Origin of the sequence: Kribbella turkmenica, assembly GCF_004348725.1 — a bacterium.
In the GTDB taxonomy this organism is placed as follows: Bacteria; Actinomycetota; Actinomycetes; order Propionibacteriales; family Kribbellaceae; genus Kribbella; species Kribbella turkmenica.
Map to the genome: position 1 here is coordinate 1 of NZ_SMKR01000080.1, position 17,794 is coordinate 17,794.

16 protein-coding genes are annotated in these 17,794 nt (G+C 69.4%); 4 read left to right on the forward strand and 12 right to left on the reverse strand.

Going from position 1 to position 17,794, the window contains the following annotated elements; translation table 11 throughout:
* Nucleotides 1-472: 472 nt before the first annotated feature.
* The 6 genes from E1218_RS19005 to E1218_RS19030 are packed head-to-tail and all read right to left on the reverse strand — an operon-like array spanning nt 473 to nt 6,731.
* Complete coding sequence (locus E1218_RS19005) at nt 473-1,378, reverse strand: decaprenyl-phosphate phosphoribosyltransferase (RefSeq protein WP_132321965.1); 906 nt, start codon at nt 1,376-1,378, stop codon at nt 473-475.
* Complete coding sequence (locus tag E1218_RS19010) at nt 1,375-2,508, reverse strand: phosphodiester glycosidase family protein (protein ID WP_165949323.1); 1,134 nt, start codon at nt 2,506-2,508, stop codon at nt 1,375-1,377. Before E1218_RS19010 ends, E1218_RS19005 begins: the two co-directional genes overlap by 4 nt.
* A 44-nt stretch (nt 2,509-2,552) precedes the next feature.
* A complete protein-coding gene (locus tag E1218_RS19015; RefSeq protein WP_165949324.1) occupies nt 2,553-3,260 on the reverse strand; it encodes an SDR family NAD(P)-dependent oxidoreductase in 708 nt (235 codons plus the stop codon).
* On the reverse strand, nt 3,257-4,630 hold the full coding sequence (locus E1218_RS19020; protein WP_132321971.1) for an FAD-binding oxidoreductase: 1,374 nt from the start codon (nt 4,628-4,630) through the stop codon (nt 3,257-3,259). Before E1218_RS19020 ends, E1218_RS19015 begins: the two co-directional genes overlap by 4 nt.
* Nucleotides 4,627-5,718 (reverse strand): glycosyltransferase family 4 protein, encoded by a 1,092-nt coding sequence (locus tag E1218_RS19025; protein ID WP_132321973.1) that lies wholly within the window; start codon nt 5,716-5,718, stop codon nt 4,627-4,629. Before E1218_RS19025 ends, E1218_RS19020 begins: the two co-directional genes overlap by 4 nt.
* Nucleotides 5,715-6,731 carry a lysylphosphatidylglycerol synthase transmembrane domain-containing protein gene (locus tag E1218_RS19030; protein ID WP_165949325.1) on the reverse strand — a complete coding sequence of 339 codons (1,017 nt, stop codon included), beginning with the start codon at nt 6,729-6,731 and terminating at the stop codon, nt 5,715-5,717. Before E1218_RS19030 ends, E1218_RS19025 begins: the two co-directional genes overlap by 4 nt.
* A gap of 111 nt (nt 6,732-6,842) precedes the next feature.
* On the opposite strand from E1218_RS19030, the gene E1218_RS19035 reads away from it, so the two are divergent.
* The 4 genes from E1218_RS19035 (at nt 6,843) to E1218_RS19050 (ending at nt 10,518) form a co-directional block, all read left to right on the forward strand.
* Nucleotides 6,843-7,652 carry a PIG-L deacetylase family protein gene (locus E1218_RS19035; RefSeq protein ID WP_132321977.1) on the forward strand — a complete coding sequence of 270 codons (810 nt, stop codon included), beginning with the start codon at nt 6,843-6,845 and terminating at the stop codon, nt 7,650-7,652.
* 44 nt (nt 7,653-7,696) lie between these two features.
* Entirely contained in the window at nt 7,697-8,374 is a 678-nt protein-coding gene (locus E1218_RS19040; RefSeq protein ID WP_132321979.1) for a response regulator, read from the forward strand.
* Between the two features lie 7 nt (nt 8,375-8,381).
* Nucleotides 8,382-9,074, forward strand: a complete 693-nt coding sequence (locus tag E1218_RS19045; RefSeq protein ID WP_165949326.1) for a phosphatase PAP2 family protein — start codon at nt 8,382-8,384, stop codon at nt 9,072-9,074.
* 139 nt (nt 9,075-9,213) lie between these two features.
* Nucleotides 9,214-10,518, forward strand: a complete 1,305-nt coding sequence (locus tag E1218_RS19050) for a sensor histidine kinase (RefSeq protein ID WP_132321983.1) — start codon at nt 9,214-9,216, stop codon at nt 10,516-10,518.
* A 16-nt stretch (nt 10,519-10,534) separates the two neighbouring features.
* On the opposite strand, the gene E1218_RS19055 is transcribed toward E1218_RS19050, so the two are convergent.
* The 6 genes from E1218_RS19055 to E1218_RS19080 form a co-directional block, all read right to left on the reverse strand.
* Nucleotides 10,535-11,329: a COG4705 family protein gene (locus E1218_RS19055; protein WP_132321985.1), complete on the reverse strand. Its 795-nt coding sequence runs from the start codon at nt 11,327-11,329 to the stop codon at nt 10,535-10,537.
* 222 nt (nt 11,330-11,551) lie between these two features.
* Complete coding sequence (gene pepN, locus E1218_RS19060; protein ID WP_132321987.1) at nt 11,552-14,044, reverse strand: aminopeptidase N; 2,493 nt, start codon at nt 14,042-14,044, stop codon at nt 11,552-11,554.
* Nucleotides 14,034-15,035: an ABC transporter ATP-binding protein gene (locus tag E1218_RS19065; RefSeq protein WP_132321989.1), complete on the reverse strand. Its 1,002-nt coding sequence runs from the start codon at nt 15,033-15,035 to the stop codon at nt 14,034-14,036. The genes pepN and E1218_RS19065 overlap by 11 nt, the downstream gene beginning before the upstream one ends.
* Nucleotides 15,032-16,003 (reverse strand): ABC transporter ATP-binding protein, encoded by a 972-nt coding sequence (locus E1218_RS19070; protein ID WP_132321991.1) that lies wholly within the window; start codon nt 16,001-16,003, stop codon nt 15,032-15,034. The genes E1218_RS19065 and E1218_RS19070 overlap by 4 nt, the downstream gene beginning before the upstream one ends.
* A complete protein-coding gene (locus E1218_RS19075) occupies nt 16,000-16,872 on the reverse strand; it encodes an ABC transporter permease (RefSeq protein ID WP_132321993.1) in 873 nt (290 codons plus the stop codon). Before E1218_RS19075 ends, E1218_RS19070 begins: the two co-directional genes overlap by 4 nt.
* Nucleotides 16,856-17,794: an ABC transporter permease gene (locus E1218_RS19080; protein WP_132321995.1), complete on the reverse strand. Its 939-nt coding sequence runs from the start codon at nt 17,792-17,794 to the stop codon at nt 16,856-16,858. The genes E1218_RS19075 and E1218_RS19080 overlap by 17 nt, the downstream gene beginning before the upstream one ends.

Sequence of the window (17,794 nt, forward strand, 5' to 3'; positions counted from 1 at the left end):
GTCTCGGCGTCCGCAGGGCACGTCGTCCCAGCCTCCTTCACCCTCTGCGAAAGAAGGCGACAGCAGCGTCATGATCAACGTGTCACGGTCGGTCTGGCTTCCGAGTCCCTGCCCCCCCCGGCATCCAGGGCACACCGCAACCTCGCCATCGCAGCTTCAGACGCCGCGATCCCATCCCGCAGATCCGAAGCCGCCCATCCCGCCTCTCGGAACTGTCGCCAAGCAAGGCACACCTTGCCGAGCGAGCGTTTTCCACTGGGAGAGACACGCCGGCGGGCGCATGACTGGGCCGACGCCATTGCCGGCACCCCTCGGTGGTTCTCCAATCAGTGACAAGTTGCTAGCGGCAACCGTAAGACTGCTGCCGGGTCGAATCGAGTACTACGGCGGTCCGGATGCGCCGGCCGCCAACAGCATGGTCCCGTTGGTCAACGGAGCTCTTGCGGGTGCCAGGCTCGTCGGGAACCCCGTGTCAGCTGAGGTACAGACCGGAGCCGACCAGGGCAGCCCAGGTGGCGCCGGCGATCGAGAGCACGCGGTCCTGGAACAGCTCGTGTTCGGGCAGCTCGCCGTGGCCGGTCGATACCAACAGGCCGTAGCGCAGCAGGCCGGTCAGGAAGGGCAGAAACGAGATGGCCAGCAGCTCACGGATGGCGTCCTGGCCGAAGTACTGGAATGCCCAGAGCCCGTACGAGAGCGCCGAACCGAGAAGGGCCACCGTCATGACCTGATCCAGCCAGGCCGGCGGATACGCCGCCAGCACCGGGCGGCTGACCGCGATCCGCGCCGCCGAGTGCTCGGCCTTGCGCTTGCCCGTGACGAGGAACAACGCACCGAACAGCGAGACGAGCAGGAACCAGTGCGAGACCGGCAGCCCGGTCGCCGTACCACCCGCGGCGGCGCGGATGACGAAGCCGAGTGCCACGACGATCAGGTCGACCACTGCGACATGCTTCAGCCCGAGAACGTAAAGCACCTGTGCGACCAGGTACGTCACGGCGAGCCCGAATGTCGCCCAGCCGAGCGCTGCCGTCGTACCCAGGCCGGCCAGCGCGGCCGCACAGCCCCACGCCACGGCCTGCGTAGGGCTGACCGAGCCGGTTGCGACCGGCCGGAACCGCTTCTGCGGATGCCGACGATCGTCGGGCGCGTCGCGGACATCATTGAAGGCGTAGATCGCGATCGCTAGGCAGGTGAATCCGACGGCGGCGATCAGGGCTCTCAGCAGTGCGATGGGATCATCGAGTACCCCGGCGGCCGCCGGGGCCGCGAACAGCATCACGGCCTTGTGCCATTGCCGGGGCCGACTCAACCGCAGCAGCGCCCGGCCGGCCGGCTCGGGGCTCGCGACGATTGGCGGCGTACGGAGATCTGTCATCGCGCCACGACATAGAAGAAGTCGCGCTGGTCGTCGACGAGGTAGCGATCCGCCGGCGAGTTCATCGACTCGAGCAGCCGCTTGCCGGTCACCGTGCCGTTCGGCGCGGGCTGCTCGATGTCGAAGCTGACCATGGCGGCGTGGATGTCGAGCTCCATCCCCTGCTGGATCCCTACCTGGTGCATCGCCGAGGCCAGGGTGGCCAGCGTGAGCCCTTGACCGGCGACGTAGACGAGGTTGCCGTGGGCATCGGTTCCGAGCCCGGACCGCCAGGTGTACTGGAACTGGCTGCGGGCACTCCCCCACCGACCCTGGGCGTTGGCGGTCAACCCGTCGACGATGTTCCCGTCGACGATCACCGGGTCCAGGTTCTGCCGTACGGCGACGACGTCCGGCGTCATCCGGACCGTCCGGTTCCAAGTTCCGACCACCGCCGTACCGTCGCGGAGGATCACCACTGAGGCGCGGTCGTCGGCGAGCGGCACGGCTGCGGACTCCGTGGTCCACCAGCCACCGTGGGCATCCTGCATCTTGAATCCCGCGTTGAAGGTTGCCACCAGAGAACGCCGATCGTCAGCCGGCACCGAATAGCCGTCGGTGGAGGACATTCCGGCCACAGGCTCACGGGTGCCCGGCATCAGCCGCAACCGATCCGCATTCCGCGGCATCAGGGCCACTCCGACCGTGACAGGCAGGTGGGCCGGGTCGGGCCGGAACCAGGTCGTCCACAGCAGCGGTGTCCCGGTGGCGGAGCGCCGCGCAGCGCTCCAAACCCCTTCCTGCGGTGCCGGGCGAATGCCCGGCAGCGTCTTGACCGGCGGCAGGTCCGTCCCTGCGCGCAGTTGGCCGCCGGCCGCGCTGTCGCCAGGACCGTTCCCGCCGGCCGCGACGTCCTGCGGCGCACCGTCCGCCGGCGGAGCGTGTCGGGAATACCGCCAGGTCTCGATGGTGTCGATGAGCATGCCGCCACCGTGATCGCGGGCCCACTCCACCGAGCGGACCGCGAAGCTCGCGCTACCCGGGTAGAGCAGGGCACGGACGTAGGACACGGCCGGGACGACCAGCAGTAGACAACAGACCAACGCAATCCAGCGTTTCCGCGCTCGGCGGCGGCTTCTCGTTGTGATCATTTGTCCAGTACAGCGAATGGACGCTGAGAGGAACCGGAGAGCGTTCATCGCCAGCCGGCAGGCAAGAGCCGGCGCGGCACCAGGTTGAGAATCCGTACGGCGAGTTCCATGCCGCGTGGCACCCAGACGACCCGCCGGCGAGCGTGCACGGCCCGTGCCACGGCTCGGGCCACCCGATCAGGCGTGGTGGCCAACGGTGGTTTCGCCATCCCTGCCGTCATCCTGGTGGTGACGAACCCGGCGCGGACGATGAGGATCCGTACGCCGCTCTCCGCCGCCTGCCGGGCCAGCAGGACGGCTGCTGAGTCCGCGAGTTGCTTGCCGAGCGAATAGGCCGCGATCGACTGCCTCGGCCTGACCGCGGCAGCCGAGGAGAGCAGCACCACCTGCTCTGGTCCTCGCTGAACCAGTGCACGCAGCAGCAGTGCGACGGACAGCCCGTTGACGACGATCCCTTCGGCGAAGGACTCCGCTGACATCGTACCGATCGCGACCACAGCCAGGCTGAGGGGATGGTCGGTGCACGCGTGGGTGAGCATCCCCTCGATCTCGTCGGCTCGCAGACAGGCGTCGTACTGCGCGGTCGTGACGTAGTACCCGATGTCGCGAAGCTGCTCCGCGTTTCGCCAGAGCTCACCGCTCGGGCGACCGGCGAGGACGACGCGACGTGGCGGCGGCCCGAGGAGTTCCTCGAGAACGGCGAGACCGAGTTCGGACGAGCCGCCGACGAGCAACGCAGTACCGGCTGTCATGACAGCAGGTCCAGGCGCTCGGCCAGCGCGGAGGACCAGCGGCGTTCGGGGTCCAGGCGGCACTGAGTTCGCTGCCACGCTTTCAGGCGGGGATACATGGCCGGGATCAGGGCCGGGTCCGTGGTGAGGTCCTTCGCCAGGTAGACCCGGCCGCCCGCGTCCGCGACCATTCGGTCCACCGGTCGCAGCACGGCCGCGTCGCGCAGCCAGCGAGCAGGCAGGTCGACGGCCAACGTCCATCCACGGATCGGGAAGGACAGCGGTCCTGCTGTGCCGTAGCCGAGATTCTTCAGGGTGGCGAGCGCCGGAGACATCCTGCGGCGGACAAGGAAAGTGAGGACGTCGGCGATGACGGCAGATGCCTCGTGCGGTACAGCGAGCTGGTACTGGATCAGTCCCTCACGGCCGAAGGCAGCCGGCCACGACTGGGCGCGGTCCAGCGGACACAGCGCGGCATCCAACGGCAGAAGATGTGGCTTGCCCGGCCTGCCGAGATGCCATCGAGCCGCAGACGCCGCCACGATCGTTGCCCTCGACACCAGTCCCGGACCGGGCAGGGACCGCGGGCTGCGGGTGGCCACGCCGCGCCGCTCCGGGAACGGTGCGACCGCCGCCGGCAACTCTCTGGTCGACGCGGGCCGGAAGTCGTCCACAATACCGCGGCCCAGCCGGGGGCCGGCGGCCCCCGCGTCCAGCCATCCGACGACATGGCGTTCCGGGTCCGCCTCCTGCCGGATGGCCAGTGTGCGCAGGACCGACAGCGTCTCCCCGAGCGAACGGGTCCGGTGACGCGTCCGGGTCGCCCAGCCGGTCTCCGCCCGTTGAAGTTGGACCGCCGCCCGCAGGATCACCCCGGTCAGCCCCATCCCGCCGATCGTCGCCCAGAAATCGTCGGGATGGTGGCCGGCCGAGAGCTGAGCGATCGTCGCGTCTGAGCGGAGCAGCGCGAGCCAGAGCACGTGGTGGCCGAACGACCCTGCGCCCGGATGGTTCTTCCCATGGACGTCGCTCGCGATCGCACCTCCGACCGTGATCCGCTGGGTCCCGGGGATCACCGGGAGCAGCCAGCCGAGTGGAAGCGTCTGCTCGACGATGTCGCTGAGCAGCGCGCCGGCGTCCACCACGATCACGCCGTTGGCCTGGTCGAACGAGATGATCCGGTCGCGGCCGGTCAGGTCGAGGACTGTGCCCTGTCCCGGCAGGGCGGCGTCGCCGTAGCTCCGGCCGGCGCCCCGGATGGTGACTTTCGGGCTGGAGAGCACGGTCTGGACCAGCGCCTCGTCCGAGTCCGGCCGGCGAATCCGACTGTGTCGATGGACTGCCCGCCCCCAGCCGGACAGCGAAGCGGTGGTGGAGTCGTCGGGAATCATGGTGCCGACGCTAGGGACAGACCGCTGAGAGCACGCTGAGTCCGATACGCGGCCAGGTGCCGTACGACGACGTCGTCCCAGGTCATCACCGGATCCGTGCTGCGGTTGTGCACCTGCATACGGGCGAGCAGCTCGCGATCCGTCAGCAGCGCGGCCGTGGTCGCGGCCATCGCGGTATCGCTGTCGACCAGGAATCCCTCGATGCCGTGCCGGACGAACTCGCCGACACCACCAGACGCCATTGCCACCACGGGCAGTCCGGCACACCTTGCCTCGAGCGCCGCCACACCGAACGACTCGAGCTCCGCCGGCGCGAGGTAGACGTCGGCGCCGGCGTAAAGCTGCTGAAGCTCGTGGCGGGTCAGCCGTCCCGGCAACCGCACCCACTCCGACATCCCGCGCCGCCGGACTTCCGCGGCCACCGTCTGCGCCTGGGGCCCTGCGCCGGCCAGGATCGCTCGCACGGCCCGTCCCGGAGGCAGCTGGTCGCGGATGAGCTCGAGCGTCCGCACCAGCGCGACCGGCCGTTTGCGCCGGGTCAGCCGCATCGTGCTGACGATGGTGAGAGGGTGCCCGGACCGTCGCGGCCGCCGCCAGGCAGCTGCGTCGATGCCGTTGTGCAGCACGTCGACGGTCCGGCCCGGCAGCGACCTCCGCAGGACGTCGGCAACGACGTCACTGACCGCTGTCCACCCGACATCGCCGAGGCGGCGGTCCAGCCATGCCGGCGGCCATAGCACCGTAGGGCCTGGCAGCGAGTGCAGCGTGACGACCGTCCCGACTCCGCCGGCCTGCGCGATGCGGGCGGCCTGCCAGGACAGCGGCGAGATCAGCGAAGTGTGGGCGTGCACGACGTCGAACCGGCTCATCCCGTTCCGCAGTACGTCGGCCGCCGCCGGCAACGGTATTCCGGCGAGCGCCGGAAGCCGGACGACCGGAAAGGTCGTCGTCGCAGGCGGCCCGGCTGTCGTGGTGAGCACCGTCACCGAGTGACCGGCTCGGACGAGCTGACGGGCCAGGTCGTGAACCTGCAGCTCGATGCCGCCGACCCGCGGCAGAAAGCAGTCACTGACCAGAGCGATTCTCATCCGGCCACGGCTTCCCGGGCAGCCGGCCGGCGATGCGTCCAGCACCAGATCGCCAGCGTCACGCCTCCGACCGGGATCTCGAGCAGGTAGGTGAAGCCGCGGAACAGCAACAATCCGGCCGTCACCCCGGCGGGATCACCGCCGAGCGCCACCAGCGCCGCCGCGGTGCCGACCTCGAAGACACCCGCACTGCCCGGTGTGACGGGGACCAACGACAGCAGTTGCCCGACCGCGAGAGCGGTGACGAGCACGGGGAGGCCGAGGGAGATCCCGAGGACCTGGAAGCACAACCACAGCAGCGCCAACTGGAGCGCGAGATACGCGAGCATACCGACCGTCATCGGGCGCCACCCCGCTCTCAACACGCGCAGGACCGAGTGACGCAGCTCCGGCACGGTGCTGGCCAGCTGCGACCGGTGGTCGCGCCGGAAGGTCCGGATCAGCCGGTCGACGGCCCGGCCGAAGGCAGTCGCCACGTTGACGTCAGCCAGCACCCAGACGACCACCGCGACCGCCACGGGCACGGGAAGGAACAGCAGACTCGTGGCACTGAAGGCTGAGGCGCTGTGAATGAACGGGACCAGGGCAAGTGCCACCGCGACCACGCCGAGTTTCGCGACCACGTTGAGCAACGTCGTGACGGCCAGGAACCCGCCGAACGCCGCTGGGCTGAAGCCCCAACGACGGGTCATCGCGTAGTTCAGGCCGGTCCCCGCCGCACCGCCGAGTGGCAGCACGTTCGCCACCGCGCTGCCGGTGAGGTTGAGGGTGAGACCGCGACGTCTGGTCAGCCCGGGCAGCGACGCAGCGAGCACGAACGAGTGCGACCACAGCCCGCCGATCCAGACGACCGCCAGCGCCGCGAGGTCCCACAGCGGGACCTGACTGAGGACGTCGCCGACAGCTTTCCAGGTGGAGCCGACCACGCGCGGGAGCAACAGCATCAGTCCAGCGGTCGCGGCTCCGCTGAGGATCGAGGTGATCACTCGACGGGTCCTGCCGGTAGTGGTCATCAGGAGTCCTGTTCGGCTCTGGGCTCTGCTCCGGTTCATCGTGGAAGGTGGCTGCTGAGAGGCCGCTGAGAGCGACTGGGCCGGCTTCGCGGCGCATGCGATGCTCGGCGCATGGCGTACACGCTGGTGTCCTTCCACGCGCACCCGGACGACGAAGCGCTCTTGACCGGTGGCACGCTCGCCAGGCTCGCGGCGGAAGGACACCGCGTGGTGCTCGCTGTCGCCACCGATGGCGAGGCCGGTTCCGCAGCGGCGGCGTACCGAACGGCCGGAATGCTCGCGGCCTACCGGCGCGACGAGCTCGATCGGTCCGCGGCGGCGTTGGGGTGCGCCCGGGTCGTCCGCTTCGGCTTCCTCGACTCGGGATCGACGCGACGACCACGCGAGGGGACGTTCAGCCGGATGGCAGTCGAGGACGCGGCCGCCCCCCTGATCGCTTTGCTTCGGGAGGAGAGGGCGGACGCGCTGACGATCTACGACCCCGCCGGTGGCTACGGGCACCCCGATCACCGGCAGGTCCACGCGGTCGGGGCGTATGCCGGTCAGCGGGCCGGTACGCCGTTGGTGCTGGAGGCAACCATCGACCGGGCGCTGATCCAGCGACTGATCAGGCTGGTCGGGGCGATTCCCGGCGTACTGCCCGAGGTCCGCGTCGCCGATTACGACGGGGCCTACTCTCCGGCGCCGGCCATCACCCACCAGGTCGACGTACGGGCCTATGCACGGCAGAAGCGGGCAGCGTTCCGGGCGCACGCGAGCCAGGCCAGCTCGGACCACGGGCAGCGGACGCTCGGGTTGCTCCTGAAGCTGCCACTGTGGATGTTCCGGCTGGTGCTCGGCCGGGAGTGGTACGTCGAACACGGCCGGCTACCCGGCAAGCCGTTGGACGATCTTTTCGCCAGCCTGCGAACGGTACGGTGACGGCACTCAGCGGACTCTCAGCGACGGGCGGCGACACTAGGACCATGCGGGTGCTGATGGTGGAGGACGAGGTCCGGCTGGCCGACACGGTCCGCCGGGGACTCACCGACGCCGGATTCGTGGTCGAACTGGTCCACAACGGCGAGGATGCCGTCTGGGCGGCCACCGAGCACAGCTACGACGTGATCGTGCTCGACATCATGCTGCCCAAGCTGAACGGCTACAAGGTGCTCGAGACGCTGCGTGAGCGGGGTGTCTGGACGCCGGTGCTGATGCTCACCGCCAAGGACGGCGAGTACGACCAGACCGACGCCTTCGACCTCGGCGCCGACGACTACCTGACCAAACCGTTCAGCTTCCTCGTCCTGGTCGCCCGGCTCCGCGCGCTGATCCGGCGCGGCGGACCGGAACGTCCGGTTGTGCTGGTGGCCGGCGACCTCAGCCTCGACCCGGCCCGCCGCCGGGTCGAGCGCGCCGGGCGGGAATTGGTCCTGACGCCACGGGAGTACGGGCTGCTGGAGTTCCTGATGCGGCACCGCGGCGACATCGTCAGTAAGACGGAGATCCTGGCAAGCGTCTGGGACCCCGCGTTCGACGGCGACCCCAACGTCGTCGAGGTCTACGTCCGCTACCTGCGGCTCAAGGTGGACGCACCGTTCGGCCGGCACGCGATCGAGACCGTGCGCGGCATGGGATACCGACTCGACAGTGATGGTGGCTGATCGCCTGATGACCCAAGACCTTGTTGCCCGGACCTCAGGGCGGATCCGCTACGTCCGACCTGCCGTCGGCCTGGCCGCTGCCGCGGTCGGCACCGTGGCCGTCGCCGGGTTGGCCGACTCCGCAACCGAGTCCGACGGACTGGCAGCTTTCGACCCACGTTTGACCGACGACATGCTGCACCTGCGCACCATCCCACTGACCGACCTGGCCAGGAGCTTGACGTTCATCGGCGATGTCCCCGTGCTGTCGGCGCTCGCTCTGATCGCGGCAGTGGTTCTGCGCCTGATGACCCGGCGGTGGCGCCCTTCGGTCGTCTTGCTGGTCGCCATGGCCGGCTCTGCGGCTCTCACCTACTGCGTGAAGCTGCTGGTCGGCCGGCATCGCCCGGGTATGACTTACGTGTTGGGCAGTGCCGACACGAGCTACTCGTTCCCGTCCGGACACACGCTGAACTCGGCCGTGTTCCTGCTCACGCTGGCGGGCCTGCTGTGGGCGAGCGGCCGGCGTCTGGCCTGGAAAATCACGGGTACGGCGTGCGCCGTACTGTTCAGCGTCGGAATCGGTCTGAGCCGGATCTACCTCGGCTATCACTGGGCGACCGACGTACTAGCGGGCTGGCTGATCGCCGCCACCTGGCTGAGCCTGGTCGCCACTGGCGCCTACCTCACCCGTCGGGCGAGGACTGACCTGCAAGGATGAGCAGTGCCGAGGCCTGAGCGAGGGCTCGGCCCGCTGGGAAGGAGCGCGGCTCGTGTTCGCGTGGAACAAGGCCACGGGGGTGCTGCGGCGCGCCAGCGTTCGCAGCAGGTCGACTGCTGCCGCGGTGATCGTCGTCGCAATGGCACTCGCAGTCGGCGCCGCCGTACTGCTGCTCCTCCTCCAGCGCGCCCTCATCACCAGCGTGTCCGACGCGGCCGACGGTCGCGCTGCCGACGTGGCCGGCCAGATCAGTGAAGAAGGAACTGCGGGGCTCGCGCGCGACCTGCAGGAGACCACCCGGCCGAGCCAGTTGATCCAAGTGCTCGACCAGCGCGGCCACGTCATCGCCACCTCGTCCGCCCGTGTCGGCACCGCGCCGCTCACGGGACTGCGACCGGTTTCCGGCGTGACGGAGCAGGTCGAGGTCGGCCAGCTGCCGTTGATCGACGACGACCACCCGTACCTGATCGTTGCCCGGGGCACGGATTACCGAGGGCAGCGGTTCACCGTGATCGTCGCGTCGTCGGTGCAGGCCCAGCGCGAGACGGTCGGCACGGTCACGCAGTACCTGCTGACCGGGTTTCCCCTGCTGCTCGCCGTGGTCGGTGTAGCCGGCTGGCTGCTGGTCGGCCGGGCGCTCGGACCCGTCGAACGAATCCGGTCCAGAGTGCAGGGCATCGGTGCGGGCGATCTGACCGAACGGGTCCCGGTGCCGGCCACCCGGGACGAGATCGCGCGGCTGGCGGCGACGATGAACGAGATGCTCGATCGGCTCCAGGCAGGGCAGGAGACCCAGCGGCGGTTCGTCGCGGACGCGAGCCACGAACTGCGGTCGCCACTGGCCACTCTGGCCGCGGCGCTGGAGGTCGCCGAGGCGGACTCCACCGGGCGAGCGTGGCAAGACTCCCGCCCGGTGCTGGTGGCCGAGACCGACCGGATGCGACGCCTCGTCGAGGACCTCCTGCTCCTGGCGAAGGCGGACGACACCGGCCTGCGGATGCAACGAACGGAAGTCGACCTCGATCACCTGGTCGAGGCTGAGATCCGGCGACTGCGCAACGCGGGCAGCGGACTGACGATCACCGGCGACATCCGCCCGGTCCGGGTCGTGGGCGACCCGGCGCGGCTCGGCCAGGTGATCAGGAACCTGGTCGACAACGCGGTCCTCGCTGCCCACACCGCCGTCGCACTGGCCACGGCCGAGCACGACGGCTTCGCCGTACTCACGATCACCGACGACGGCGACGGGATCCCCGAGGCCGATCGCGTCCGCGTCTTCGAGCGCTTCGTGCGCCTGGACGCCAGCAGGGCCCGTGGCAGCGGCGGCTCCGGCCTCGGCCTGTCGATCGTCCAGGAAATCACTCGAGCCCACCGGGGAACCGTCACGCTGACGCCCGCCACCTCGGGCGGCACCACCGCGACGGTATCCCTCCCGACCCGCTAGCGCTCTTCCCCAGGCATCATTCGGCCGGCCCCAACCGGTCGGTCCGAGAGACGGTCAGGTAGCTCACCAGCGCGAGGATCGCAGCCAGGAAGACGGCGCTCGTACCGGTAGTCCCGAGGCCCAGGCCGCCGTCATCGCGAGACTGAGAAAGGTAGTCGCCGATCGACGCCCCGAGCGGCCGAGTCAGCACGTAGGCGATCCAGAACGACAGCACCGCACCGAGCCGCAGGCCGTAGTGGGCGATCGCGACGGCGGCGATGATCCCACCGCAGATCACCGCCGAGACCCAGTAGCCGAGGCTGAACTGCTCAGCCGCCAGGTCACCCGCCGCCGTCCCCAGCGCAAAGGTGAACAAGATGGCCAGCCAGTACCAGGCCTCCCGGCGTCGGGTGATGATGCTGTGGATCGACAGCGTGCCCTCCCGGCCGAACCAGACGGTGAAGGTGATCGCAAGCGCGACGGCGAACATCACCGTCGTCAACTCCAAGGGCACGCCGAGCGCGTCGGTCAGGTTGTCGGTGATCAACGTGCCTACCACCGAGATCAGCACGACGACCGACCAGTAAAGGGCCGGCACGTAGTGATCCGCCCGGAACTGAGCGATCAGGACAGCCACCAGCAGGACCGTTGTCACCAGCGTGGTGCCGGTCAGGCCGAAGCCGAGGGTCTCGTTCAGACAGTCGGCCGCGGTCTCGCCGACCGTCGTACCGAGTACCTTGATCAGCCAGAAGTAGACCGTCACCTCCGGGACCTTGCTGAGCAGTTCCACACCAGCCGGACTGGACGCCGAGCGCGTCAAATCAGAAGTCATACGCAGGACGGTATTGGCGGCAACCTGAGCACATGCTGAGTGAACAGCGAGGACGAGGCGTCGTTCAGTGCGGTTCTGGTCTACGTACGCCTCGAGCTCGCCCCGGCTGAGGGCATCTGATTCGGCGCTGGGGCGAGCCGCCCTTCGGCCGCTGGCTGCTCCGCGGTGACCGCGTTGTACTGCTTCCGTGGTTCGGCCGGCAGCTGGCGGACGTTGCCGGGGTCAGCGAACTTGTCCGTCGGCCGTCAGGCGTTGTGCTGCGAGTGCTCGCTGTGCCATTTCTGCTTGATCTTCAAGGCTCTGCCGAAGAATCGGCGCCAACTCGGACGTCGCGGCGAGCTCGTGGACGCGGGCGACGAACGGCTCGCTGACGGCCGTGGCCGGGAAGGCGTAGCGGACCACACGGGCCGCAGCGAACCAGTCGGTCTCGTGGGCGAACGGCACGAGTCGCCCGAGGAACTCCGTCGCACGCGCGGTCAGGAGAACCGTCTGCCGCGGCTGCCACAGGGCCGGGCCGAAAGTTCGCAGTACTGCGGTGGGCACACCTGGGCTCGTCAGCAGCCGGTCGAGCGCGACATCCTTCGCGGTGGCGATGGGCATTGCCGCGCGGGCGGCCGCTGCCTGCCAGACCGCGTCCGGGTCGGCGTCGCGATCCTCCGCGGCGTCGATCTGCTCCGAGTCCGCGAAGCCGAGTGCGACCAGGCGGGTCAGCAGCCGCCAGCGGATCAGTTGTGGTACCTCCGAGTCGGCGAGCAGCGAATCCACCAACTGCAACTGGTCTCCGGTATCGGCACAGTCGGCCAAGGCCTCGACCAGGACGATCCTGGCCGCGGAATCCGCACTGCCGAGGGCGGCGACGCATGCGGCGGCCAGCTTGCGTTCGAGCGACTCTCGCTGCGGCGGCGTCGCGTACGTCCCGGCGGCCTCGAGACCGAGACTCGTCAGCGCCTTGAGGTGCACCGGATCGGTCTCCGTTGTCAGTGACGAGGCGACGTACTCGACGACTTCGGCGGCCGGCAGCGGACCGTCGAGCAAGAGCCCTCGGATGGTCCGCCGGGCGGTGTTGCGAGCGAGCGGGTCCTCCAGTTCGGTGCCTGCGGCAACCAGCGTCCGCACGGACCGGGGATCCGGACGCAACAGCGCGTACGTCGTGTCCCGGTCGTCGAGCAACAGCAACGGAGCCGTCGACCGACCTGACAACGCCGGCACCTCGGTCCGCGGCTCGGCCACCCGCAGGTCGATCCGATCCACCTCGGCGAGCGGCGCCCCGCCGTACACACCGATCGAGACGAGGTGCGGCCGGGCTACGCCGTTCTGGACGACGGTCACGCCGGTGTCGGTCACGTCCAGGGTGAGCGTGGTGATTCCGCTCGACTCCAGCCAGACCCTGGACCACGCGGACAGATCGATCTCAGTGAAGGGCTGGACGGCAGTGATCAGCGCGCGCAGGCTGCCGTTCTCGCCTGCGTGCTGTGCGAAGTACTTGCGAAGTGCTTCGAGGAAGGCGTCCTCACCGACCGAAGCGACGAGCTGACGGAGCATGCACGCGCCCTTGGCATAGGTGATGGCGTCGAAGTTCGCTTCGGCCGCCGCGATGTCCGGCACCGGACGGCTGACCGGATGCGTCGACGACAACAGGTCGGCGTCGGCCGCGCGTTCCTTCTCGAGGGCCGTCGCGACCGACCAACGGCTGTCCAGGACGCCGAGCTGCGCGGCCGCCCAGAGCGCCGCCCAGTCCGCGAACGACTCGCTCAGCCACAGTCCGTCCCACCACCGCGGTGTCACCAGATTGCCGAACCACATGTGCGACATCTCGTGCAGCAGTACAAGCGCGCGTCGTCGGCGTTGCTCCGCGGTCGGCTCCGACCGGTACAGCACCTGGTCGTTCCAGGTCACGCAGCCGTGGTTCTCCATCGCCCCCGGCTGGTCCGGCAAGAAGACATGATCGTAGGAGTCCCCGTCGTACGCGATCCCGAAGGCATCCTCGAACAGCGCCAGTGCGCGCCGACTGAGCTCGAAGATCTCCTCCGCGTCACGCTCCAACGCTCCGGCCAGCGATCGCCGTGCGCAGAGGCTCATCGGAACCGGCCCGCGATCGGACCTCACGACATGGAACGGACCGGCGCAGACGGCCGCCGCGTACGTCGGCAGCGGAGGCGTCGGCGGGAATGTCCACACCGCGACGTCGCCCTCCTCCACCACCTCCGACTCCTGCCGGTTGCTGACACAGTGCCAGTCCAGCGGCACCCGCACCTCGAACGCGAAGGTCGCCTTCAGATCCGGCTGATCGAAGCACGCGAACGCCCGTCGGGCGTCGAACGGCTGGAACTGAGTCCATGCGTACACCGCGTGGTCGGCACTCCGCGACAGGCCGCGCCCCGAGCCGGCCCGGTGCCAGGCCAGTACCTCGAGCCGATGCCGTCCACCCAGCGGTGCCAGGCGAACCCGATCGCCTCGAACCACTTCGCCCGGGTCCAGCGCGACACCGTCCAGTACGACGTGGTCGGCCCCGTCGGCCACCAGATCGAGCCACGTCATCCCGGGCCCGCCGTCGCCGTCGTACGAGAACTCGACGATGCTGCGGGAGCTGAAGTACTCGCCCTCAGGCAACCCGGTCAGGTCGAGCGTGACGTCGTACGACGTGACCGAGACGACGGCCGACCTGGCGGCAGCCTCCGCGGCGGTGAGCCCGCCGGTCGGGTCCTCACCGGGCATGAGTTGCCCCCTGCAACGGCTCGTCCAACGGGAAGTGACACGCGACCGCGCTCGAGTCGCTGTGCACCAAGGCCGGATCGTCGGTCGCGCACCGGTCCTCGGCGAGCCAGCACCGCGTCCGGAAATGGCAACCGGACGGCGGGTCGAGCGGACTCGGCGGCTCACCGCGCAGCACGATCTCCGGTGGACGGTGCCGGGCGGAACGATCGGGCACAGGCGCGGCTGCCAGCAACGCCTTCGTGTAGGGATGGCGCGGCTGGTCGTACACCTGTACCGAGTCGCCTTCCTCGACGAACCGGCCGAAATACATCACCGCGACCCGGTCCGCGATGTGCTGCACCACGGCCAGGTCGTGTGCGATGAAGACGTACGCGATCCCCAGGTCGCGCTGCAACTGTTCCAGCAGGTTGACGATCTGGGCCTGCACCGACACGTCCAGGGCCGAGACCGGCTCGTCGCACACCAGCACCTTCGGACGAAGCGCCAGCGCCCGGGCGATCCCGACCCGTTGCCGTTGGCCGCCGGAGAACTGGTGCGGCAGCCGCTCGGACTGGTCCGGGTTCAGCCCGACCATCTCCAGCAACTCGGCCACCACCTTCGTCCGGTCACCCCGCGGTACGACGGCCGGATGGATCTCCAACGGCTCGCGGACGATCGCACCGATCGTCATCCGTGGATCCAGCGAGGTGTACGGATCCTGGTGTACCAACTGGATGTCGCGCCGTGCGCGCCGCAGCCGCCGGCCGCGCATGGTGTGCAGCGACTCACCGAGCAGCTCGATCCGTCCGGCGCTCGGCCGCTCCATGCCGACCAGCAGCTGGGCCAGGGTCGACTTCCCGGAGCCCGACTCGCCGACGATCCCGAGCGTCTCGCCGCTGTGCAGTTCGAGGTCGACGCCGTCGACCGCGTGAACGATCCCATGCCGGCCGGACAGCAGGCTCCCGATCCGGTAGGTACGCCGTACTCCGCTTGCCCGAAGTACCGTGGTCATGCCGCACCGCCCGCGAAGTGGCACGCGGCCTGGTGGACCGGGGACACGGCTGTGGCGGGCGGCAGTGTCCTGCAGACGTCCGCGGCCTGTGTGCAGCGGGTGCGGAAGGCACAGCCGGACGGCAGATTGCCCAGGTCAGGTGGTTGACCGCTGATGACGCGCAGTGGCTGTCCCTTGCGGTCGGCCGTGCAGATCGAGTCCAGGAGTGCTCGGGTGTACGGGTGCGTGGGGCGTTCGAAGACGTCGTCCGCGGGGCCTTGCTCGACGACGCGACCGGCGTACATGACCAGGATGTCGTCCGCCATGCCGGCCACAACGCCCAGGTCGTGGGTGATCAGCATCAGGCTCATCTGCCGGTCGGCCTGGAGCGTCGCGAGCAGTTGCAGGATCTGCGCCTGCACGGTGACGTCGAGGGCGGTTGTCGGTTCGTCCGCGATCAGGATCTCCGGGTCGGCGGCGAGCGCGGTCGCGATCATCACCCGCTGCCGCATCCCACCGGAGAACTGGTGCGGATAGTCGTCGATCCGCCGGCGCGCATCCGGGATGCCGACCAGGTCGAGCAGTTCGAGGGCCCGCCGGCGCGCGGCGCGCCGCGACATCCCGAGATGCACCCGGCAGCCTTCTCCGATCTGGTACCCGACCGGCAGCACCGGGTTGAGCGCCGACAGCGCGTCCTGGAACACCATGCCGACCCGAGCACCCCGGACGGCACGTCGTTCCTGCGGCGGCAACCGCAGCAGGTCCTGGCCGTCGAGCAGCACCCGTCCGCGCCCTACCCGCCCGACCGTGGCCGGCAGCACACCCATGATCGCCCGCGCCGTCGCGCTCTTGCCCGAACCGGACTCCCCCAGCACCGCCAGGGTCCGCCCAGGCGCCAGCGAGAGGTCGACGCCGTCCACGGCCACGCCCCAGCCCCGCGCCGTACGGAACTCCACGGTCAGGTCCGAGACCTCCAGCAGCGTCGTCATCGTGACCTCGGATCGAACGTGTCGCGCAACGCGTCACCGAGCATCACGAACGACAGCACGGTCACGGACAGGAACAGGGACGGGAACAGCAGCAGATGGGGATGCTCGCGGAACGAGTCCTGTGCCTGGTTCAACTGGACACCCCAGGAGATCGAGGGGGCGCGCAGTCCGACACCGAGGAACGTCAGAGCCGACTCGGCCGTGATCATCCCGCCGACACCGAGGCTGGCCACCGCCAGGATCGGCGCGAACGAGTTCGGCAGCACGTGCCGCGCGATCACCCGGACCGGACCCGCACCGAGGCCGCGAGCAGCCTTCACGAAGTCCAGGTCGACGGTCGCGAGGGCGGCCGAGCGCATCAGCCGGGTCATGGCCGGCCAGGCGAACAGGATCAGCACCGCCGACACCACGACGACGTTGCGCTGGTGGAGGGTGTTCAGGATGACCACCTGCCCGACGAGCGCCGGGAAGCCGAAGAAGATGTCCATCGTCCGGCTGATCACCGCGTCGACCACGCCGCGGTAGTACGCCGCCACGCACCCGAGCACCAACGCGATCAGCACGCAGCCGGCCGTGACGGTGAACCCGATGGTCACCGAGGACCGGGTGCCGTACACCACGTTGCTGTAGAGATCGCAGCCCTGGATGTCGAAACCGAACGGGTGACCGGCGACCATGCCGGTGCCGCTGTTGCCGAGATCGCAGGCCCGCGGGTCGGTGTGCGCGAACAATCCCGGTACGGCGGCCACGACCAGGATCAGGACCACGACGCCGAGCGGGATCGCGATCCGCGGCCTGCGCAGCAGCCGCCGCCGGTCCCTCGGGACGGCGGCGACGACCGCCTCGATCGACTCACCGGCGGCCGGCAAGACTGATCCTCGGGTCGAGCAGGCCGTAGACGATGTCCACGAGGAGATTGATCATCAGATAGACGAGGACCAGCAGGCTGCAGACCCCGACCACGACCGGGCCGTTCTGCTGCGAGATGCCGTTGAAGACGACGTACCCGAGCCCCGGGATGTTGAAGATGCCTTCGATCAGCACGGTGCCGCTGACCATGTAGCCGAGGCTGAGCCCGAGCACCGAGACCACGGGGACGAGCGAATTCCGCAGGATGTGGCGGACCACGATCATCCGGTGCGGCAAGCCCTTCGCGATCGCGGTGTCGACGTAGTCGGCGTACCGGTTCTCGATGATGCTGGCGCGGGTCAGCCGGACCAGTTCCGGGATGCCGAACAATGCCAGCACCGCGGCCGGCAGCAGGTAGCTGGCCGGCCAGCCCTCGCGGACGCCGGAGGTCGGGAACCAGCCGAGGTTCACCCCGAGCAGGATCTGCGCGACGTACGCGACCACGAAGTACGGTACGCCGACGACCACCGTGGTGCCGGTCAGCACGACCCAGTCGACGGTGCCGCCCTGGCGCATCCCGGCGAAGGTGCCGAGCGAGATCCCGACGACCGCCATGATCGCCCAGGCCGTGAGCCCGAGCTGCAAGGTGTACGGCCAGGCCCGGGCGACGAGCGCCGACACCTCCTGGCCCTGCAGATCGATCCCGAGATCTCCTCGGACGAGCCCGCCGAGGTAGTGGCCGTACTGCGACCACAGCGGCTGGTCCAGGTGGAACCGCTCGCGCAGCGCGTCCTCGACCGACGGTGAGAGGACTCTGCCCGGACCTGCCAGCGCCTTGATCGGATCGCCGGGCAGCGCGTACACCGCGGCGAAGATCAGCAGCGTCGTACCGAGGACGACCGGGACCATGCCGACGAGCCGGCGGATCACGTAGCCGGTCAT